The organism is Corynebacterium sp. HMSC070H05 (genome assembly GCF_001837615.1).
Taxonomy (GTDB): domain Bacteria; phylum Actinomycetota; class Actinomycetes; order Mycobacteriales; family Mycobacteriaceae; genus Corynebacterium; species Corynebacterium coyleae.
Genome location: NZ_KV833288.1, coordinates 1 through 19,317 on the forward strand (window position 1 = coordinate 1; position 19,317 = coordinate 19,317).

The following is a 19,317-nucleotide window of genomic DNA, read 5'->3' on the forward strand; positions in this document are numbered from 1 at the left end:
AAAATGTTCATGGACATAACACGTCTAGTTCGGCTCATCGTCTAGCTCCGCCTCGAATCCAGCTAGACGGCCTCGGGGAGGACCAGGTATTTCCCCAGGTGATGATGAACACGGTTTTCAGTAATTAGCTGATCGTCTGGTTCGGCAAAAATGCAGCTAGACGATCAGCGGAAGCTAGACGATAAGCAGTGGAAACGAGCCAGAAAGCGCCAGAAAAGCACCGGAAACGGGCCAGAAACCCACACAACAACCCAACCCGCACCCCTGCCCACCGTAGAATCACGCGCATGGCTTTGATTGCGGCGATTGACCAGGGTACGACGTCGACACGTGTGTGCATCACGCGCACGGACGGGAAGGTCATCACCCAGGCGCAGTTTGAGCACGAGCAGATCATGCCGCGCAAGGGGTGGGTGGAGCACGACCCGATGGAGATCTGGCGTAACACACGCCGGGCGCTCAGCGAAGCACTTGCTGACAAGGACATCGCTGAGCAGGACATTTACGCTCTCGGGCTGACCAACCAGCGCGAGACTGCCGTGATTTGGGACAAAGCAACCGGCAAGCCGATCTACAACGCGATCGTGTGGCAGGACACCCGCACGAACCACGACGGGGACGCCACGAAGTACCTGAGTAAGACCGGGCTTTTGCACAATTCGTATCCTGCGGCGCCGAAGTGGGCGTGGATTCTGGACAATGTCGAAGGCGCTCGCGAGCGCGCCGAAAAGGGCGAACTCCTGGCGGGCACGATGGATACGTGGCTGATCTGGAACCTCACGGGCGGGGCGAAGGACAAGGACAAGGCGTTGCATCTGACGGATGTGACCAATGCGTCGCGCACGTTGCTCATGGATTTGGAGACCCTCGATTGGGACGAGCAGCTTTGCGACGACCTCCGCATCCCACCCCGAATCCTTCCCGAGATCCGGCCGTCTGTGGGCAACTTTGGCAAGATCCGTCCGCGGGGTCCGCTGGCGGGCGTGCCGATCACGGGCGTGCTCGGCGACCAGCAGGCCGCACTGTTCGGCCAAGGCGGCCTGCATGAGAACGACGCGAAGATGACGTACGGCACCGGCCTGTTCATGCTGCTCAACACGGGTGCCGAGCCGAAGTTCAGCGACCGTGGCCTGCTGACCACCGTCGCCTACCAGGTGCAGGGCCAGCCGCCGGTGTACGCGCAGGAGGGCTCGGTGGCCGTGGGCGGGTCGTTGATTCAGTGGCTGCGCGACCAGCTCGGCATCCTGAGCACCGCCGCTGAATCGGAAACCCTCGCGGAGCAGGTCGAAGACAGCGGGGGAGTGGTGATTGTGCCTGCGTTTTCCGGCCTGTTCGCACCCCGGTGGCGTCCGGATGCGCGGGGTGTGATTGTGGGGTTGACGCGGTTCGTCGATAAGCGGCACATTGCTCGGGCTGCGCTGGAGGCGACGTGCCTGCAGGCGCGTGAGGTGGTGTGTGCGATGGGCTGCGACCCGACGACGCTGAAGGTCGATGGCGGCATGACGGAGAACAACCTGTTGATGCAGATGCAGGCCGACATCCTCGGCGTGACGGTGGAGCGACCCGCGAATACGGAGACGACGGTGATGGGGGCGGCGTCGGCGGCGGCGATGGGCATTTCGCTTATCGACGAACCCTTATCCCTCGGCACCTCCACCACCTGGGAAAGCGAAATGGCCGGCCCCGAACGGGACCGGCTGGTCACCGCGTGGGAAGACGCGGTGGAGCGCTGTCTAGATCTTGCCTAGGCCCGAGCCTGCGAGGGCCTAGCGGGTGGAGATGTCCACCGCGTTGGTGACCGGGTTGTAGGTGATGGAGCCGCCTTCGAAGTCGACGCGCACGACGTCGGTGGTCGGGTAGTACTCGCGGGTGATCGGCATACCCAACGGGCCGGCGTCGAGGCCTTGCTGCAGCCAGGTCTCCGCAATCTTGCCGACGAGCGAGATGATCTCGCCCTGGTCATTACGCGCGGCGATGCCGTTGGAGTAGAAGGTGATTGCCGGGCCGGTCGGTCCACCAACGCCTGCGATGAGTTTGCCCAGGGTGGGCTCGAGCGCGGTCCAGACGGCGGCGGCCTCGGTGGCACCGAAGGCGTTGAGCGCTGGGCCGACGGCCGGGCCAATCTTTTGGGCCAACTCCGAGACCTGTGCGAGGTTGAGGCCCTGGAAGACCTCCACCCCCTGGCGTTCGCTGACGCCGGGGAGCATGTCGCGTGCAGCCAGGAACAGCAGGATTGCGCCGATGACGGTGCCGGCCGCGGTGGCGATGGCGATCGGGTCGCCGGAGGTCAGGCCGGTGAGAACGCCTGTGGCGTTGTTGCCGGTGTTGCCCTGATTGCCGGTGTCGCCTGGCAATGCCGGGGACTGCGCCGTGGTGGTGACAGCGGTCGACTCGGTGCCGCGGTTGCCCAGGCCTGCGCGGTTGCCGGCCTTGAGCGTGCGGTACTTCGCTGCGGCGGTGGCGCGGATCATGGGCAGTTTGGAGTACAGGTTGTCGCCTGGGCAGGTGCTGTAGTGGAAGTCGCGGTGGGCGTTGATGTTGCTAAACGATGCACCCTGGCCAGCCGCGTACTTGGAGCCCTTGAAGCTGAATTCTGCCTGGTGGTAGCTGTAGCCCATTGGGTTGAAGTCGGCGACGGCTGCCTTCCAGCCGATGATTTCGCCCATGGCGCGCAGTGCTGCGGTGGTGGGCTGGGCGCTTTGGTAATCGCCAAGCATGGAGACGCCCCAGGTGTTTTGGTTGAATCCGCCGACGTGTGCGCCTTGTGGGCTGCGGTCCATGCCGCCTGCGCGGCCTTCGTAGATGTTGCCGTACTTATCCACGAGCGCGTGGTAGCCAATGTCACCCCAGCCCAGGTTGCGGGCGTGGTAGGTCCAGATACCGCGGACGATGCCCGGTGCCTGGGCCTCGGTGTAGTTGTTGGAGCCGGCGGTGTGGTGCACGGTCGCTGCGGTGGTTGGTTCGGAGTAGTACGGGGCCTGGCTGGACCCTGCACCCCACTGTGCGCGGGTGATCACCTTGGGCATGCCCCAGGTGTAGGAGTCCGCGACCGGGTTGATGCCGCCTTGGGTTTGGCCTTCGCCGCCGTCGAGGAAGACGGCCTGGAGGTCCTTGGCGGTGGTGGGTGCGCCGGAGTCGGTGCGGCCGCCGTCGAGAAGATCAACGCCGCCGGTGGAGACCTGGACGCGCTTGGTTTTGCCCACGAAGATCGGTTCGGTGCCGAACTTGTCGCTGCCCTTCGGCGGGTCGATCGGGTCCATTTCGAACCATTCGGACCAGGTGCCGTCGGCCTTCTGGGAGCGGACGAATGCGGCAATGTCGCGGTCGCCGGTCCAGGTCAGGCCGACGATGGAGAAGTCGCGGTCGTTGGTGAACTCCTTGACCACGCGGCGTACTTCGCCTTCTTCGCCGCCTTGGGTGCGGATGGCGGCGTCGTCGACAGTGATGTTCGCACCCGACGCGAAGGACTCGGACGCGCTGTACACCTCGGGTGCGCCGGCGCCGAGGGATTGGACGTGGAGGATGCGGTTGCCGCTGAACACTTGCGTAGCGACGAGAGCCACCACGAGGAGAACGGACACCACGACAGGCAGGATGACGGCCCGGCGTGGTTGGACCGCACCGCCCTGAAGACTACGGCGTTGTTGCACGGTAAAACTCCTGACACTTCTTGTGAAAATAGTGGCAATTGTGACTGGAACGCAGTGTAGTGCAATTTAAAGTCTCAAGAAAGACTTGAGGCTTTTGTGGCGTGTCGCGGCGTGGTGTCGTCGATAAGCAACTGTGCGAAAATAGACCGCATGGCATACGACCTCATTGTTGTTGGATCAGGGTTCTTCGGCCTTACGGTGGCCGAGCAAGCGGCGAGCGAGCTGGGCAAACGCGTGCTGGTGGTGGAAAAGCGCAACCACATCGGCGGCAACGCCTACTCGGAGCAAGAGCCGGAAACCGGCATCGAGGTGCACAAATACGGCGCGCACCTCTTCCACACGTCGAACGAGCGCGTGTGGGAATACGTCAACCGCTTCACCTCGTTCACCGACTACCAGCACCGCGTGTTTGCGATGCACGACGGCACCGCCTACCAATTCCCCATGGGCCTCGGCCTGATCAACCAGTTCTTCGGCAAGTACTACTCGCCAGACGAAGCGAAGAAGCTCATCGAACAGCAGCGTGAAGGCCTCGACCCGGCCGCCGCGACCAACCTGGAAGAGCGCGGCATCGCCCTGATCGGCAAGCCGCTCTACGAGGCGTTTGTCAAGCACTACACCGCCAAGCAGTGGCAAACCGACCCGACTGACCTGCCGCCGGAGATCATCTCCCGCCTGCCGGTGCGCTACACCTTTAACAACCGCTACTTCAACGACAAGTACGAAGGCCTGCCCGTCGACGGCTACGCCGCCTGGCTGGAGAAGATGGCAGAGCACGAACTTATCGACGTCCGCACCGACACCGACTGGTTCACCGTCCGCGACGACATCCGCGCCGAAAACCCCGACGTACCAGTGGTCTACACCGGCCCGCTCGACCAGTACTTCGACTACGCCGAAGGCCACCTCGGCTGGCGCACCCTCGACTTTGAGCAGGAAGTGCTGAACACCGGCGACTTCCAGGGCACCTCGGTGATGAACTACAACGACGCCGACGTCCCCTACACCCGCATCCACGAGTTCCGCCACTTCCACCCGGAGCGCACCGAGTACCCCACCGACAAGACCGTCATTGTCAAGGAATACTCCCGCTTCGCCGAGGGTGACGACGAGGTGTACTACCCGATTAACACCCCCGAGGACCGCGCGAAGCTCGAGGCTTATCGACGACTCGCGGCGGAAGAATCCGAACAACACAACGTCCTCTTCGGCGGCCGCCTGGGTACCTACCAGTACCTGGATATGCACATGGCCATCGCGTCTGCACTGACCCTGTTCGACAACCAGCTCCGTCCGTTCTTCGAGTCCGGCGAGCCACTGTCCCAGCCGCGCGGCCACTAGGAGGTACTTGTGAGCGCTGAGATTTTCGTTCACCCCGACTGCCCTGACTGCACGGACGTGATCGCGCAGTTTAAGGCAGACCCGCAGGCCTTCGGCGACGCCGAACTTCTCGACGTCACCAACCTGCGCAACCTCAAACGCTTCCTCACCCTGCGCGACTCGCTTGACGGGTTCGCTGACGTGCGCGCCGCCGGCAAGATCGGTGTGCCGTCCAAGGTGATCGACGGCACGACGGTCGAGTTATAAACAACCCAAAACAACTCCAAACAACTATTCTGACCTGCTCGGATGGGCTGATTTCGGGCGAGTTTTGCGGTAAGTTGTTTCGGAGTTGTTTCAAACAACTTTGAAACAACTTTTGTTATTCTGAGCCCATGCTCGATTCGGGTTTTGAGGGTGTGGAGGAAGCGCTGTCGGCAATTGAGGCCGGAGATAGCGCTGGGAGCTGGGAATCCCAGGTACTGGATTTCAAGGAAGATCCTGCTGTCCACCCGATGAACAAGAACCCCGATGCGGGGCTTGTGGAGTTTCTTGTCGACGAGGTCATTTGTTTCTCCAACGCCGACGGCGGTGTCGCCTACATCGTCCTTGGCGTCAATGACAAGAAGGCAGGCCCTGCTGCGTTCACTGGCACCGATCGCTCATGCGACTGGTTGGTGGAAAAGATTTACAGCAAGACGCAGCCTCATATTCAGGTCGAAGCTTCTGAAATCGAGCGCTGCGGCAAGCGTTTGATTGCATTGCGCATCCCACGGGGGATGGCGCTGTATCAGCGTTCCAAAGGCCAAGCCAGTAAACGTGTCGGGAAAAACTGCGTCCCTCTGGGCGAGGATGAGCGTCGCAGTATTCACCTGTCCCGTTCGAACCCTGACCTGAGCGCTACTGCGTCTCGACGAAGCCCTGAAGATCTCGATCCTAAGGCAATTGAGCAGGCTAAAGCACTCCTTGCCAACCGGAAGCATGCCTTGGGTGATGACTCTCCTGTACCCCAGACGAGTCTTGAACTCTGCAGTGAGTTGGGATTGTTTACGCCCGATGGCGCGCTGACCTTTGCGGCAGAAATTCTCTTCATGCAGCCGCTGCGCAACCGGACGGTCGTGCGACACTTGCTTCGCGACGTGCCCAGTGGCGATCCGAAAGTCACCGAGATCTCCGCACCGTTGATTACTGCATCAGAACAGCTTCGTGCGTTGATTAAGGCTCACACGTCGCAGGAAATTGCGCGAGTGCAACTCCCGAACGGGCAAGAGTTTCCCATTCCGGCGTTTCCTGCGGCTGCTGTAGACGAAATTGTTTCCAACGCATTCGCGCACCGCGACTGGGGAGCGACCACTGCAATCGTTGTTGATCAGTCTCCGACCAGTCTGACCGTTTGGTCTCCTGGTGGTCTCCCTGTCGGCGTGCCTGAGGAAAGGATTCTGACCACCCAATCGATCCCGCGTAACCCGATTCTGATGGGTGCATTGCGGCGGTTGGGCCTCGCTGAAGAGTCTTCGCGAGGCTTCGATCGCATGTGGGTCTCCATGCTCGCCAGTGGTAGACAAGCGCCTAGTCTGAATGCCGATGGACCGTTTGTGGAGGTCACGTTGCCCGCCGGAAACGTCGATTCGGCTTTTATTAAGTCGCTGTACCTGCTGCGTGCTGAGTTCGGAGAGGCGATATTCAATAGCGTAAATGGGCTCTTAGTGGCGCGTCATCTGGCGAACAACCAGATTTTGATGACGTCCACGGCGGCCCGACTCATGCAAGTCCCGGAAGCGCAGGCCCAAGAATACTTGGGGTGGTACGCAAGTCAGGGCTTCCTAGAACCTTTGCGGGATGCCCCCGAGTGGATATTGTCTGCTCGAGCACGGACGGCGTTTGAGGAAAACGGTTCCACTGTGATTGCATCCGTGACTACCGAGGACTGGATCGTTGCTCAGTTGCGCGAGGGGAAGTCCCTGAACGCTCGTGAGGTTGCGAATGAACTCGGCGTCGAGCGTGAATCAGTGAGCCGAATCCTTCGCCACCTTCGGGACCTAGGGAAAGCGAAAATCGCCGACGGGAGCCCAACGCGAGGCCCGAGTGTCCGTTGGGTTTCGGTATAAACAACTCAAAACAACTCGAAACAACTATTGTGACCTGCGTCGATGGTTTAATTTCGGGTGAGTTTTGCGAAGAGTTGTTTCGGAGTTGTTTCAAACAACTCCGCAACCGGGTGGCTAGGCGCTCGGGACCGGGGCGACGAAGGCGGACACGAGGTACCGGTTGATGTCAGGGCGGTTGATGATGCCCGCGCCCGTGCCGTCACCGGTCTTAAAGGCGACTAGCCGTTTGGCCGGCTACACGGGCGCCGGGACTGCTCACCTCAATGCTTTCCTTAGGATAGGCAAGCCTATATAGTTTGCGGGGTGAGTTTTAGACCTTTCCTTGCAACCGTCGTCCGCAGTGAACGCATTGCGCCGAGTTTCCAGCGGGTGACGTTCACCGGGGTCGACGACATGGGACCCGCCGTTCCTATCAGGGATTTGCGTATCAAGCTGCTGATCCCGCCTGCCAGCGGTCTGTTCGAGCTTCCGGAAGAGGGGTGGTGGGAGACGTGGCGTGCGATGCCGGAGCATATGCGCGGACACCTGCGTACCTATTCCATTCGGGAGTTCCGGCGAAGTGCTGAAGGTCCTGACGAATTGGATGTGGATTTTGTTTTGCACAGCGATAGTCCCGGTCCCGCCTCGGCGTGGGCGCAGGACGCACACCCTGGGCAGCAGCTGCTGATTATTGGACCAACCCGCGACGATGATTCCGGTGTTGGTATTGAGTTTGACCCCGGATCTGCTGCGATTGTGCGTCTTTACGGCGATGAAACCGCGTTGCCTGCAATGGCTCGTATCTTGGGGGATTGGCCCGAGGGGCTCGCCGGTTCGGTTGATATCGAGGTGCCCGCCGGCAATCACCTGCCCATCGACTCCCCTTCACAGGTTGATATCCGTTGGCACTTTCGTGAAGAGGGTGACTTCGACTACGGAGGCTTGCTTCTTGCGCAGCTGAAACAGGAAGTTGGATCCCGTTGTGCCTCCGCTTCGTTGGAAACTGGAAAAACTGGCCTTGTGGATGAAGCCCAGCTCGATGAAGTCTGGGAGACACCCACGTATTCCAGCAGTGGTGAGTCCATAGCTTCCACGCCGGATACCGTGGGACATACCTATTACTGGATCGCTGGGAAGAATACGGCTGTGACGGCGATGCGGCGGCTTCTGGTGGGTGAGGCGGGAGTGCCTCGTCACCACGTGTCGTTCATGGGGTACTGGCGGTAACGGAGTTACAGCGTGACTAAACGTGTTGGGCTTGTCGCCCTCCTTGTGATTTCCACTGTGTGTGCAGCGCTGGTGTCGCTGTTGATCGGGGCGCGCGAAATGGGTTTCGAGGCGACGGTGAGCGCGGTTCGTGATGGACTCATGCTGGCGTTCTCGGGCGCAGACGAACAGCCTGAGGCGTCCAGCGATGAGGCGAAGATCATCGCGCAGCTCCGTGTTCCGCGCACTCTGCTTGGTCTGCTGGTGGGAGCAGCGTTGGGCACTGCGGGCGCACTGCTGCAGGGACACACCCGAAACCCGTTAGCAGACACAAACCTGCTGGGCGTCGGGCCTGGCGCGGCGCTTGCTGTGGCAGCAGCCATTTCCTTTCATGGGTCAATGACGGTATTGGGCACTGTCGGGGTGGGATTTCTCGGGGCGATACTTGCGGTAGCGCTTGTGTTCGTGCTCAGCATGAGAAGCCTGGGATCTACGCCGATCACGGTGGTGCTTGGTGGTTCCGCGTTGGGTGCGGTTTGTTCTGCGCTGACGAGCGGCATCGTACTGACGCATACGCGAAGCCTTAATGAGATGCGGTTTTGGACAGCGGGTGCTATCGCCGGACGCGATATGCAGGTGGTCACGGTCCTTGCTCCCGTGATTGTTCTTGGGCTCGTGGGCGCCTTTGCTTCAGCGAATCAGCTAAACCTCCTGAACTTGGGGGATGACGTGGCAAATGCACTTGGCGTCCGAGTTTCTATCGCGCGGACCTTGGGTATCGTCCTGGTTGCATTGCTTACTGGCGCAGCGGTGGCTGGAGCCGGACCGATCGGGTTCGTTGGCCTGGTTGTTCCGCACCTCGTGCGTAGCCTCACCGGCCCGGACTACCGCTGGGTGCTGCCGTGTTCCGCGCTGGCTGGGGCGACGTTGCTCTTGCTTGCTGACGTTATTGGTCGCGTCATCGCGCGCCCTGGAGAATTACAGGTGGGCATCACACTCGCCTTCGTTGGGGCCCCATTTGCACTGCATATCTTGCGGAAGGGGACGAAACTCTGATGCGGGTTTTTGCGATAAACACTGCTCTTGCGGTGCTGGCCCTAGCCGCTGCCCTCGGGGGCGTGATGGTTGGAGATTTCGAGCTATCGGTTCGAGACGTAGTTTCCGCTCTCATGGGCCAAACGGCAGAGTTGACCCGGACTGTAGTTCTCGAGTGGCGCCTGCCACGAGTGGTCACGGCGCTGGGGGTAGGTGCTGCGCTGGGCTTTGCCGGGGCAATTTTCCAGACCATTACAAGGAACCCACTGGCGAGTCCGGACATCTTGGGGGTCACCTCGGGTGCCTCCGCTTTCGCGTTGACCGCGCTACTCGCTGGTGGAAGTGCCGGGATGATGCTGCGTGTATTGGGCGTGCCGCTCAGTGCATTCCTCGGGGGACTGACCGTATCTGCGGCAATCTGGTGGCTGAGTCGTGGTGCTGGACTAGGGTCTTTCCAGCTTGTCTTCGCCGGCATCATCATCAATGCGCTGGCGATGGCCTACAACTCGTTCCTGCTTGTTCGTGCTGACTATCGAGATGTAGGCAAGGCGCAGGCGTGGGTGACCGGTTCGGTGGGTTCTTCTAGTTGGCACGACGCCATCGCTGTACTCATTGCACTGGCGGTCGTCATTCCACTATTGCGGTGGGTAGCCTTCAAGCTTGAGGCACTCTCTTTGGGGGAGGACACTGCTGCTGGTCTCGGGGTAGAGCCCCGGCGTACCCAGCTGATCCTCATGCTAATGGCTGTAATGCTGGCATCGATGGGCATTGCGGCATCTGGGCCGATAGCCTTCGTGGCGTTTGTCGCACCACAGATCGGACGCAAGATCACACATGCAGCAACGCCGCCATTAGGAACCGCGATGCTTACTGGCGCGGCGATCGTATCCGTCGCTGACTTGGCGGTGCGAACCCTGGTGCCGGGGAATCTGCCGGTGGGAATAGCCACAACTGCAATTGGTGGCGCAGTGCTGCTTTACACGCTGTTGCGTGCAACACGAAAGGTGTCCATATGATGCTTCAGGTCCGAAATCTTAAGGTAAGTTATGGCGCTTCCGTCATCCTCAAGGGCATTGATTTCGACGTGTCCAAAGGCGGAATCACCACAATCATCGGCCCAAACGGTTGTGGCAAGTCAACGCTGTTGCGTGCTGTGGCAGGGCTTCTTACACGTGACTGCGGCACGGTAACGCTGAACGGCGTGGACATGGCGAATCTGAAGCGCCGCGAGATTGCGCGTCAGCTTGCAGTGTTGCCACAGACTCCGGTGGCTCCCGAGGGGCTGACAGTGCATGATTTGGTTGGCCGTGGACGCCACCCACATCGATCTTGGTTGCGACAGAGCTCGGCTGAGGATTCACGTGTGGTCGATGAGGTGATGGAACTGACCAATATCACGGAGTTTGCAAACCGTCCGCTCGAGCGACTTTCTGGTGGTCAGCGTCAGCGCGCTTGGATTGCGATGGTCTTAGCTCAGGAGACTCCGCTCGTGTTGTTGGACGAGCCTACGACCTATCTCGACTTGTCTCACTCTGTCGAGGTTTTGTCACTCGTACGTCGTCTCGCTGATCAGGAGGGGAGAACCGTGCTTATGGTGCTGCATGACTTGAACCTCGCTGCACGCTACTCAGATCAACTCATCGTGATGCAGCGTGGCGAGGTGGAAGCGGTCGGTGCGCCCGCCGAGGTGCTCACCGAGTCCTTACTGGACCGTGTTTTTCATCTGCCTGCTGTCGTGGCAACAGACCCGGTAAACGGGGGGCCACTGGTTGTACCCCGGTAAGCACCACTTCTGCCTGGTGTTCTAGAGCTGCTTTTTGAATTGATCGATTGCGTACGGGATCGTGAGGGGGTTCGGCATGCTCATTGCGTTGGCGGTATCTGTGTCTAACCAGTAGACCCCGCCACGCTTATTCACATCGAGGTCCATGAAGGTGGCGTCGTTCTTCAGAGCATCGATTGCGCCGTAGTAGTCCAGCACGAAGAGGTAATCCACGTCGTTGAAGTCGGCGTAGTTCTCGGGGGACCAGTCAAGGAAGAAGCTGGAGCCATCGCCGTTGAACTTCTCCGGGATCTTGAACCCTAGTTTTTCGATGAAGGAGCCGCGGCCGTCGCCCGAGGTGTAGACGCCAAACTTTCCGTCGTAAGGCATGCCGATTACCGCTGTTTTGCCTTGCAACTCGGGGTGCGCTTCACGGAAATCCTGGAAGGCCTTCTCGGAGTCGGCGATGAGCTTTTCGCCTTCGGCCTCCTTATTCAACGCCTTGGAGATTTCCTTAATCTGTTCGTCCCATGGCACCTGCCAATCTTGGTACTCATCCGAGTGGAAGGTGGTTGGTGCAATCTGCTCGAGTAATGCCCTCTTATCGGCTTCGAGGCCGCTATTCACTGCAATGATCTTTGTCGGGTTGAGCGAGGCAACTTGTTCGGCAGTGTCAGTACTGAACTCGGTGGTCGTGTCCCGGAGCGGGTTTGGTTCGACTGTGAGCTTGTCCTTGGCCCACGGTCCAAGTCCGGAAGGGTCCCCCGTACCTTCCTGTTGCCAGGTGGCGTAACCAACCGGTTGTTCGCCCAGGGCAAGGACCGTATCGACGTCGCCGAGGCCCATTGTCACAATGCGCTCCTCTGACCCGTTAACATCGGAAGTTTCGGGAGCGGTTGTTGAATCGCTTGATCCGCTGGAGCAGCTGGCAAGCATGAGCGCCGCAGTGAACGTGGCTGCGATCCCCTTCAGGGCGCGAGAGGTAAAGAGTGCCAAGGTTGCACCTTTCGTAGGTGGTCAAAAAGTTTCACGTTAGGTCTCCCTGACCTAACGTGATTACCCTAAGGCATGCCTTGCCTAAGTGACAATCCTTGTCTGGGCGCTCGGGACCGGGGCGACGAACGTCGAGACGAGGTACCGGTTGATGTCGGAGTCGCCGATGACGTCCAACACGTCGCCGGCGGAAGCCGATATCGGATTTCTGTGAATTCAGCAGATGGGCGAGGAACCAGCGTCAGCGTCGTAAGCTGAGCCAGCGTGGGAACGTTTATTGCGCTAATCGGATTGTTGCTGGCCACCGTCATTGTCGCTGCGGTTGGTGAGCGCACGGGCATTCCGTGGCCGGCGCTGCTGACCATCGTGGTGGCGCCGGTGATTTTCATTCCAGGCATTGACACGGTGTCCATTGACACACACCTGATCTTGCCGATCTTCCTGCCGCCACTGCTGTGGTCGCTGGCCAGGCGCACGAGTTGGGGTCAGATCGGCTCGCAGCTCAACGTGGTGCTGACCATGTCGGTCATCCTGGTGTTCCTTACTATCGCGGCGCTGACGGCGACGGCGATGTGGATCCTGCCGGGTGTGAGTCTGGCTACCGCGATGGTGTTGGCGGCGGCGATCGCCCCGCCGGACCCAGTCGCGGTCGACGCGGTGGCGGGACCGGCTGGCATTCCGAAGCGCATCACCGGAACGTTGCAGACGGAGGGGCTGTTTAACGACGCCGCCTCGATTGTCACCTTCAACATCGCCATGGCTGCGGTGATTGCAGAGGGTGAAGTGGACTTCACCAAGGGATTCGTTGAGTTCCTTTATGCCGCGGCGGTTGCTGTGGTGGTGGGGTTGATCGTCGGCAGGCTAGCTGCGCTGTTTGCAAACTCGGTGCCAGATTCCGTGATCCGTACCGCGTTTACGTGGGTGCTGCCGTTCGCCATCTATGCGGGTTGTGAGGCGATCCACGCTTCGGGCGTGATCGCGATCGTGATCGCCGCGGTGGAGTTGTCGTCGCGCTCCACGATGACAGCGGAGGACCGCCTGACCGGTCACTCGTTCTGGGAAACAGTGGAGCTGCTGTTCACGGGCGTGGCGTTCGGGTTGATCGGCATGAGCGTGCGTGATGCTATCGACACCGCCGGCACCTATATTTGGCCCGCCGTACAAGTCGGCGTGGTGCTCTCTGTCGTCGCATTTGTGGTGCGTCTGGCCTGGATGTGGGTGCTGTACAAGTTGAACGTGCGCAAGGGTCGCACGCACGTGTCGCCACTGCGCCTGCAGGAGGTGCTCCTGATGGCGTGGTCTGGCATGCGCGGTTTGGTCACGTTGGCGCTGGTGTTGGCTATCCCGCCGTCGGCAACCGAGTACCACCACGAACTGTCCGTCATTGCGTTGACGGTGCTGACCTGCACGATGGTGATCCCCGGCCTCATGCTGCCATGGCTGGTACGGAAGATGGACCTGCAAAAAGGCCCAGAAGCAGACCGGGCAATTGAAGAATTGAACCAGCGGGCGTACGCGGCGGCGCACAAGGCGGTGCGCGAACACGGCGAGGAGCATGCGCCGGAGGCGTACACGATGGTGCAGGAGTGGCTGAACTCGATTACGGAGCAGCGCCTGCAGGATCCGGAAAGCACTGACGAGCGCATGGCAGCTTTCGAGCGCGCTCGCGAAAGCGCGATTGAAATGCAGAAGGTTGCGCTTAAGGCGGCGAGCTCCGAGTTGCACCGGGCGCGCAGGGAGCGCCAGTACAACCCGGCGGATGTGGACGCGGTGCAGGCTGACCTGGACCGTCTTATCGTGGCCAGCAAGCGCAACGTGCTCGCACGCCCAAGCCAGATGGTGAAGTGGGAGTCCTAGTTGCTAATCGACGACCACATCCGCCATCGCATATAACGTCTCCCGCGCCGCCTTGAACGCCTCCGGTGTGGCGGCGAACTCGGCTGCACGCGCAATGGCGGAGTTGAGCAGCGCGATATCCACGGCTGATACGCCAGGGCAAAAGTCCGCCACGATGGTGCGGAATCCGGCGTGGGAGCGTTGCACGTTGTCGTCGGCAAACGCCTCCGGGAAGTTCTTCGCCGCCGCCATGAGTGGGCCGTGGCCACCATGCGCGAAGAGGTCCAGGGTGGCGTCCACGTAGGCGCGCATGCGCTGGTGGGGTTCCGGCGGCGCGTTCTTAATCTTGGCCTCAAGTTCGGCGTTCCACTCGTCGGTTGCCGTGATGAGCAGTTGGACCAGCAGGTCGTGCTGGGATTTTGCATACCGGTACACGCTGGGTCGCGCGAGACCGACCGCGGCAGCAACCTCCGCCAGGGTGGGCACCTTGCCGTGGTTTTCGACGATGAGGCGCTCGGCGGCGTCAAGCACTGCGCGGTGTTGTACGGCGCGGTGCTCGGCGACGGTGTCCTCAGTAATCTTCGGCATGCCCCTGAGTCTACGGACTGGTTATTTCGTTTCGGCGAGACGTGTTCCGCCGACTATCTCGCAGAATTTCAAAGTGCGGAACGAAATCGTTTCAGAATGTCGAACAAAACCGTTTCAAAGTGTCGAATATGCAGGTAGTCGGCTATGGTTTTGGCATGTCAAACTCATACATTCCGAGGCTTGCGGATGGCCAACTCGAAAGCGCTCTTCGTCGCCAAGGTGGAGTGCTCATTCAAGGGCCGAAGGGCTGCGGGAAAACGGAAACCGCGAGCCGGCAGGCCGGGAGTGTCTTGAATGTTGAAACTGATCCGAGCGTCCCGCTGGCGATGGCGACCGATCCACGTGTACTGCTCGAAGGTGGCACCCCTCGCCTCGTCGACGAGTGGCAATTGCAACCGCGTCTTTGGGATTTTGCGCGGCACGAGATTGATTCTCGTAAGGCGAAGGGACAGTTCATCTTCACGGGTTCCACCGCTCCGGGAGTGGACGCAACCCGCCACTCTGGTGCTGGAAGATTTGCGCGCCTAACGATGTCGACGATGACCCTGTTCGAGTCGGGAGAGTCAGAAGGTTCTGCATCCCTCAGCAAGATTGCTGCGGGCAATGCGCCTCAGTTTGCAACTCCTGCCTTGACGCTGACTGAGCTTGCTGAGCGAATGTGTCGCGGAGGCCTTCCTTACAACGCGGACCTTTCCTTGGATGACGCGATAGAGAACGTCCGTGATTACGTGCAGACGGTCGCCGATGTGGATATCCACACTGTGGGTGAAGTCTCGCGAGACTCGGAGCGTGTGCGCAGGATAATGCAGTCCATCTCTCGCGCGGTTGCTACAGAGGTTGATCTGCAAACAATTGCGACTGATATCGACATGCATCGTGAAACCGCACGTGATTATCTCGACGCGTTATCGCGGATCTTTATTTCGGTGGATCAGCCAGCGTGGTCTACGCACCTGCGGTCGAAAGCAACCTTGCGCAAGTCACCCAAGCGTCACCTCGCGGACCCGTCCTTTGCGATGGCTGCACTTGAGCGCGGTCCTCAGCAACTGTTGCAGGATCCGCGCTACTTTGGGCAGCTTTTCGAGTCGCTCGTTTTCCACGAGCTTCGCGCACTGACTGGCAAGACGGTCTACCATGCGCGGCTCAACACGAAGCTCGAAGTCGATGCCGTGGTGAACTACGAAGGCGTTGACATCCTGGTCGAGGTCAAGCTGGGTTACACACCGGAGATCCTCGACCACGCGGCAGACACGCTGAAGAGGTTCGACGAACAGCTTGAGCAGGACACCGTGTTGCTCGTTGTCACCTCTGGTGGGCCTGCACACCGTCGAGCGGACGGTGTGGTGGTTGTGCCGATCGGGGCGCTAGGCCCATAGGCCGACCACCTACCGGCCGTCGCCGAACTCGCGCTTGAAGTTGTCGTCCCAGTCCACCTCGGGTTGGGAGTCGAAGTAGTGCTGCTCCAGGTTGGGTGCGTCGTTGCTGCCTTGAACACCCATGATCAGGAACACGGCACCGGCGATGGCGCCGAAGATGCCAACGAACACGGCGGTTGCGCCGGAAAGGAACGAAAAGGACAGCACACAGATGGCGATGAGGATTGCGCCGATGGTGTAGTTGCGGGCGGGCGTGCCGGGGGTGCGGTGTTCATTGGGGGCGCCGAGTGGCGAGCGATCAACCGAGTTTCCCCCGAGAAATCCGCCACCCTGTCCGCCGCCAGTTCCACTCCGGTCTCCAGATCCCCCGATGGGGAGGCCGTCGGCGTCGTAGTCGCCGTTGTAGTTGTAAGGCTTCATGGCGAAGAGCCTACGGGAGTTGGCCGGTGAGGCGGTCGAGTCGGGCTTTGCTGGGGCCGTCGAGGCCAGTGATGGTGACGGTTTTGCCGCGGTTGTGGAACTTCTGGGTGATGGAGTCGAGGGTGGCCACGGTGGAGGCGTCCCAGATTTCGGCGTGGCTGAGATCGATGATGATGTGGTCGGCGTCGTCGGCGTAGTCGAAGGCGTAGACCAGGTCGTTGCTGGATGCCCAGAAGAGTTGGCCGTGGATGCGGTAGGTGCGGGTGTCGATGCGGCCGTCGCCATCAGTGTCGAGCTCCGCCACCTTCTCTACCGACGCGAGGTGGGCGACGCGGCGGGCAAACATGATCATGGCGGTGACCACGCCGAGCACCACGCCGATGGCCAGGTTGCTCGTTGCAAGCGTGGCGACGACCGTGACCAGCATGACCACGGTTTCGGACACCGGCATGAGTTTCAGGGTGCGGGGGTGGATGGAGTGCCAGTCAATGGTGCCGACGGAGACCATGATCATGATTGCCACCAGCGCGGCCATCGGGATCATGCCGACGACGTCTCCAAGCACCAGGATTAGCGCCAGCAGGAACACACCGGCAAGCAGGGTGGACAGGCGGGTGCGGGCCCCGGACTCTTTGACGTTGATCATCGTCTGGCCGATCATCGCGCACCCGCCCATGCCGCCGAAGAAACCGGAGGCGATGTTGGCCACGCCCTGGCCCCAGGATTCGCGGGTTTTGTTGGAGTGGGTGTCGGTGATGTCGTCGACAAGTTTTGCGGTCATGAGCGATTCCATCAGGCCAACGACCGCCATGCCGAGGGCGTACGGGCCGATGATGCGCAGTGTTTCTAGCGTCAGCGGCACGTCCGGGATGAACAGGCTGGGCAGGGAGTGGGGCAGCTCGCCCATGTCGGAGACCGTCGGCACGCGGATGCCCGCAACGACGACGACCGCGGTGAGCAGGATGATCGTGATCAGCGGGCCCGGGATCGCGCCGGTGACCTTGGGCCAAAAGATCATGATCGCGATGCCCGCGGCGACGAGCGGGTAGACCGGCCACGGGACGTCGATAAGGTGCTCGAGCTGTGCGGAGAAAATCAAAATGCCCAGCGCATTGACAAAGCCGACCATCACCGAGCGTGGGATGAAGCGCTGCAGTTTGGCCACGCCAAGCGCCGCGAGCACGATCTGGAGCACGCCGGCGAGGATGACCGTGGCGACGAAATAATCCAGACCGTACTCCCGTGCGACCGGGGCGATGACGAGCGCGACAGCTCCGGTGGCGGCGGAGATCATCGCGGGGCGGCCACCCGTGAACGCGATGGTGATCGCCATAATCACCGAGGCGAACAACCCGAGCGCGGGGTCCACACCAGCGAGGATGGAAAACGCGATCGCCTCGGGGATGAGCGCTAAGGCGACGGTGAGCCCGGCGAGTACTTCACGACGAAGCCGCGCGGCGGAGCTAAATGCGTAGCGGAAGGATTCCACAACGCCCGTCGGGGCGAGCGGTTCGCGAGTGGTCTCGGTGTGAGGGGCAGCCATAGGTATACCGTTTTCAATGCGTTAGATGGTTTCCCTCGAGCAGGTGAGGGGTGGAAATCGTAGCTACCGTAACGGTTCCGGGGAGGCGATCGCCAATGCAGCCGCCGCGCGAAAACGGTCCTTGTTACGGGGCGGGGAGGTCGCCGCGGATCGTCGCAAAGCTGTACGCCACCATGTAGATGCCGACGATGGCGGCGATCCAGAGAAGTGTCACTTTTGCCTCGTACTCGAGGCGGGGGATGAGGCGCTCGAGCCGCGGGAAGAACTTCTGGCCGAAGAGCAGCGCCAAGGTGGCGAGGATCACCGTCGGCAAGATCATGACGAGACAGTAGACGCCCACGGCCCCGGCTTTTGCCGCGGAGGGGATTTCCCAGCTGCCGATGATGCCCATCGCTGCGATGTACGGCAGCATCGTCGCCGCCTCGGTAAGTGATGCGCCGAGGCCCAGGGCGACCATGCTTGGCACACTGCTTGTGGCTCCGGCTGCGCGTTTCGGCAACTGCCCGGGTTCGGGCTTCTTGGGGTTGGGGCCGAAGATGCCGAAAAGCGCGAGGACCGCGCCCAGTATCAACGTGATCCATGGGAAGACGTCGGTCTGCGTGGCCCGTTCGGCAATTGAGCCCAGGCCGGCGAACCCGAGGAGGATCCCTAGTCCGAGGAGGAAGTACACCGCCGCAACGGTAAGCAGGTAGGTGGTCAGCGCCGGTACGCGGACGGCGCGCCAGTGGACGATAAGCGCAAGGGGGATGACAAGGGTGCCCAAGCTCAGGCTGTCGAGCAGCGCCAAGCCAACAACGGCGATGACTGAACCCATGCGGATCTCCGGATCTCTCGTACGAACGTATTACACCGTACGAACGTACGAGAATCTAGACTGGGGCGCAACCATGAATGATTTTTCCCTGGACCATCAGTTCTCAGAATCGGCCGCGACCGTCGCCGACGCGACCATCCGCATCATTGCGTCGCGGGGGCTCGATGCCGTGAGCGTGCGGGAGGTGGCGAAGGAATCCGGGTTCGCCGCCGGCTCTGTGCAGTACCACGCTCCGAACAGGGACACCCTGCTGGCTCACGCGTTCATCCGCTCCATCCAGCGCCAGAGCGAGCGGGTGGCGGCGGTGCCTGAAAGGGAAGGCGAGCTCGAAACCTGGGTGGCGAGGCTTGCAGAGCTCCTCCCGATCGGAGGTGTGCGTTCCGAAGACGCCGCAATCTGGGTCACGTACGGCTCCGCCTCTGCAACCCGGGACTGGATTGCGAATCTCTATACCGAGGTCCTCGAAGACTTTCAGGACAGCGTTGTCGCTGCGATGGGCGGTGAGGAGGACGCAAAGCCCAAAGCGCGCCTGGTTACCGCGCTGGTCAACGGCCTCACTCTAGACAACCTGCGGGTTCCCGAATCGGAGGCCGACCGCATCCTGGCTGACCTCCGTGAGGGCCTGCGCCTCCTCTTCGCCGGCTAACCCGCGCCACCCCGCGAGCCACACCAAGGAATCACCTTTGA

17 protein-coding genes are annotated in these 19,317 nt (G+C 61.0%); 11 read left to right on the plus strand and 6 right to left on the minus strand.

Annotation, left to right across the window (positions count from 1 at the left end):
* The first annotated feature begins 287 nt into the window (after nucleotides 1–287).
* Complete coding sequence (glpK, locus tag HMPREF2617_RS02250; RefSeq protein WP_070839587.1) at nucleotides 288–1,748, plus strand: glycerol kinase GlpK; 1,461 nt, start codon at nucleotides 288–290, stop codon at nucleotides 1,746–1,748.
* Between the two features lie 18 nt (nucleotides 1,749–1,766).
* Here the strand turns inward: glpK and HMPREF2617_RS02255 are convergent, their stop codons facing one another.
* Nucleotides 1,767–3,650: an N-acetylmuramoyl-L-alanine amidase gene (locus HMPREF2617_RS02255; RefSeq protein ID WP_246821678.1), complete on the minus strand. Its 1,884-nt coding sequence runs from the start codon at nucleotides 3,648–3,650 to the stop codon at nucleotides 1,767–1,769.
* A gap of 150 nt (nucleotides 3,651–3,800) precedes the next feature.
* Between HMPREF2617_RS02255 and glf the strand changes: the two genes are divergently transcribed.
* From glf to HMPREF2617_RS02290, 7 genes are all read left to right on the plus strand, one after another.
* Nucleotides 3,801–4,991: a UDP-galactopyranose mutase gene (gene glf, locus HMPREF2617_RS02260; protein WP_070839590.1), complete on the plus strand. Its 1,191-nt coding sequence runs from the start codon at nucleotides 3,801–3,803 to the stop codon at nucleotides 4,989–4,991.
* Nucleotides 4,992–5,000: 9 nt separating this feature from the next.
* Nucleotides 5,001–5,237: a hypothetical protein gene (locus HMPREF2617_RS02265; RefSeq protein WP_070423337.1), complete on the plus strand. Its 237-nt coding sequence runs from the start codon at nucleotides 5,001–5,003 to the stop codon at nucleotides 5,235–5,237.
* A gap of 128 nt (nucleotides 5,238–5,365) precedes the next feature.
* The gene (locus HMPREF2617_RS02270) at nucleotides 5,366–7,078 is read left to right on the plus strand and encodes an RNA-binding domain-containing protein (RefSeq protein WP_070453310.1); all 1,713 of its coding nucleotides are present in this window, start codon (nucleotides 5,366–5,368) and stop codon (nucleotides 7,076–7,078) included.
* A gap of 303 nt (nucleotides 7,079–7,381) precedes the next feature.
* The gene (locus HMPREF2617_RS02275; protein ID WP_070839594.1) at nucleotides 7,382–8,284 is read left to right on the plus strand and encodes a siderophore-interacting protein; all 903 of its coding nucleotides are present in this window, start codon (nucleotides 7,382–7,384) and stop codon (nucleotides 8,282–8,284) included.
* 12 nt (nucleotides 8,285–8,296) lie between these two features.
* Nucleotides 8,297–9,319 carry a FecCD family ABC transporter permease gene (locus tag HMPREF2617_RS02280; RefSeq protein ID WP_070568860.1) on the plus strand — a complete coding sequence of 341 codons (1,023 nt, stop codon included), beginning with the start codon at nucleotides 8,297–8,299 and terminating at the stop codon, nucleotides 9,317–9,319.
* Between the two features lie 65 nt (nucleotides 9,320–9,384).
* Nucleotides 9,385–10,314: a FecCD family ABC transporter permease gene (locus HMPREF2617_RS02285; RefSeq protein WP_244268758.1), complete on the plus strand. Its 930-nt coding sequence runs from the start codon at nucleotides 9,385–9,387 to the stop codon at nucleotides 10,312–10,314.
* Nucleotides 10,311–11,081, plus strand: coding sequence for an ABC transporter ATP-binding protein (locus HMPREF2617_RS02290; RefSeq protein WP_070423332.1), 771 nt, complete (start codon nucleotides 10,311–10,313; stop codon nucleotides 11,079–11,081). Before HMPREF2617_RS02285 ends, HMPREF2617_RS02290 begins: the two co-directional genes overlap by 4 nt.
* Before the next feature lie 21 nt (nucleotides 11,082–11,102).
* Here HMPREF2617_RS02290 and HMPREF2617_RS02295 read toward each other — a convergent pair whose 3' ends face one another.
* Entirely contained in the window at nucleotides 11,103–12,056 is a 954-nt protein-coding gene (locus tag HMPREF2617_RS02295; protein WP_308313644.1) for an iron-siderophore ABC transporter substrate-binding protein, read from the minus strand.
* 261 nt (nucleotides 12,057–12,317) lie between these two features.
* On the opposite strand from HMPREF2617_RS02295, the gene HMPREF2617_RS02300 reads away from it, so the two are divergent.
* Nucleotides 12,318–13,910, plus strand: coding sequence for a cation:proton antiporter (locus HMPREF2617_RS02300; protein WP_070453294.1), 1,593 nt, complete (start codon nucleotides 12,318–12,320; stop codon nucleotides 13,908–13,910).
* A gap of 3 nt (nucleotides 13,911–13,913) precedes the next feature.
* Here HMPREF2617_RS02300 and HMPREF2617_RS02305 read toward each other — a convergent pair whose 3' ends face one another.
* Entirely contained in the window at nucleotides 13,914–14,477 is a 564-nt protein-coding gene (locus tag HMPREF2617_RS02305; protein ID WP_070839598.1) for a TetR/AcrR family transcriptional regulator, read from the minus strand.
* Nucleotides 14,478–14,632: 155 nt separating this feature from the next.
* On the opposite strand from HMPREF2617_RS02305, the gene HMPREF2617_RS02310 reads away from it, so the two are divergent.
* Nucleotides 14,633–15,853, plus strand: coding sequence for an ATP-binding protein (locus HMPREF2617_RS02310; protein WP_070615592.1), 1,221 nt, complete (start codon nucleotides 14,633–14,635; stop codon nucleotides 15,851–15,853).
* 9 nt (nucleotides 15,854–15,862) lie between these two features.
* Here HMPREF2617_RS02310 and HMPREF2617_RS02315 read toward each other — a convergent pair whose 3' ends face one another.
* The 3 genes from HMPREF2617_RS02315 to HMPREF2617_RS02325 form a co-directional block, all read right to left on the minus strand.
* Entirely contained in the window at nucleotides 15,863–16,273 is a 411-nt protein-coding gene (locus HMPREF2617_RS02315; RefSeq protein ID WP_070453285.1) for a hypothetical protein, read from the minus strand.
* A 10-nt stretch (nucleotides 16,274–16,283) separates the two neighbouring features.
* Entirely contained in the window at nucleotides 16,284–17,816 is a 1,533-nt protein-coding gene (locus tag HMPREF2617_RS02320; RefSeq protein ID WP_070839601.1) for a SulP family inorganic anion transporter, read from the minus strand.
* 124 nt (nucleotides 17,817–17,940) lie between these two features.
* Nucleotides 17,941–18,630, minus strand: coding sequence for a GAP family protein (locus HMPREF2617_RS02325; protein WP_070815705.1), 690 nt, complete (start codon nucleotides 18,628–18,630; stop codon nucleotides 17,941–17,943).
* A gap of 73 nt (nucleotides 18,631–18,703) precedes the next feature.
* Between HMPREF2617_RS02325 and HMPREF2617_RS02330 the strand changes: the two genes are divergently transcribed.
* Nucleotides 18,704–19,276: a TetR/AcrR family transcriptional regulator gene (locus HMPREF2617_RS02330; RefSeq protein WP_070568842.1), complete on the plus strand. Its 573-nt coding sequence runs from the start codon at nucleotides 18,704–18,706 to the stop codon at nucleotides 19,274–19,276.
* Nucleotides 19,277–19,317: the final 41 nt, after the last annotated feature.

What these genes read in the sequence shown, in the direction of transcription:
- glpK (WP_070839587.1), top strand. Translation starts at nt 288, where the DNA reads ATGGCTTTGATTGCGGCGATTGACCAGGGTACGACGTCGACACGTGTG.
- glf (WP_070839590.1), top strand. Translation starts at nt 3,801, where the DNA reads ATGGCATACGACCTCATTGTTGTTGGATCAGGGTTCTTCGGCCTTACG.
- HMPREF2617_RS02270 (WP_070453310.1), top strand. Translation starts at nt 5,366, where the DNA reads ATGCTCGATTCGGGTTTTGAGGGTGTGGAGGAAGCGCTGTCGGCAATT.
- HMPREF2617_RS02285 (WP_244268758.1), top strand. Translation starts at nt 9,385, where the DNA reads ATGGTTGGAGATTTCGAGCTATCGGTTCGAGACGTAGTTTCCGCTCTC.
- HMPREF2617_RS02290 (WP_070423332.1), top strand. Translation starts at nt 10,311, where the DNA reads ATGATGCTTCAGGTCCGAAATCTTAAGGTAAGTTATGGCGCTTCCGTC.
- HMPREF2617_RS02305 (WP_070839598.1), bottom strand. Translation starts at nt 14,477, where the DNA reads ATGCCGAAGATTACTGAGGACACCGTCGCCGAGCACCGCGCCGTACAA.
- HMPREF2617_RS02310 (WP_070615592.1), top strand. Translation starts at nt 14,633, where the DNA reads ATGTCAAACTCATACATTCCGAGGCTTGCGGATGGCCAACTCGAAAGC.
- HMPREF2617_RS02315 (WP_070453285.1), bottom strand. Translation starts at nt 16,273, where the DNA reads ATGAAGCCTTACAACTACAACGGCGACTACGACGCCGACGGCCTCCCC.
- HMPREF2617_RS02320 (WP_070839601.1), bottom strand. Translation starts at nt 17,816, where the DNA reads ATGGCTGCCCCTCACACCGAGACCACTCGCGAACCGCTCGCCCCGACG.
- HMPREF2617_RS02325 (WP_070815705.1), bottom strand. Translation starts at nt 18,630, where the DNA reads ATGGGTTCAGTCATCGCCGTTGTTGGCTTGGCGCTGCTCGACAGCCTG.
- HMPREF2617_RS02330 (WP_070568842.1), top strand. Translation starts at nt 18,704, where the DNA reads ATGAATGATTTTTCCCTGGACCATCAGTTCTCAGAATCGGCCGCGACC.